Origin of the sequence: Brevibacterium sp. SIMBA_078 (assembly GCF_046534565.1) — a bacterium.
In the GTDB taxonomy this organism is placed as follows: Bacteria; Actinomycetota; Actinomycetes; order Actinomycetales; family Brevibacteriaceae; genus Brevibacterium.
Genome location: NZ_JAWRYQ010000095.1, coordinates 1 through 326 on the forward strand (window position 1 = coordinate 1; position 326 = coordinate 326).

A 326-nucleotide genomic window follows, 5' to 3' on the forward strand; every position below is an offset into this window, starting at 1 on the left:
GTTAGCCTAATATTTAGACTACATAGAGTTAATCTTATTACAGAATGGCAGTATAGAAAACTTATGGAGGAAGCTTCAATAAGGGGGTATAGAAAGGAAGAGCCTCAGCCTATTCCTAGAGAAAAATCTTTAATATTTGAAAAGATAATGCCAGTGTTAGCTAAGGAAGGTTTGGGCGTAAAATCCTTTGCTAAAGAATTGAAATTACCTCTAGATGAAGTAACCAATTTAATGTTTATGCCAAGTCTTATAGCGCGCTAATACACGAAAAATACTCTAATTAGTATTATTATCATTGCACAAAATAAAGCCCCGATTATAAAAAT

General features: G+C 32.5%; 1 pseudogene. It reads left to right on the forward strand.

Going from position 1 to position 326, the window contains the following annotated elements:
- Positions 1 to 261, forward strand: a pseudogene (locus tag SB749_RS19010) (hypothetical protein); the annotation flags it as partial.
- Positions 262 to 326 lie beyond the last annotated feature (65 nt).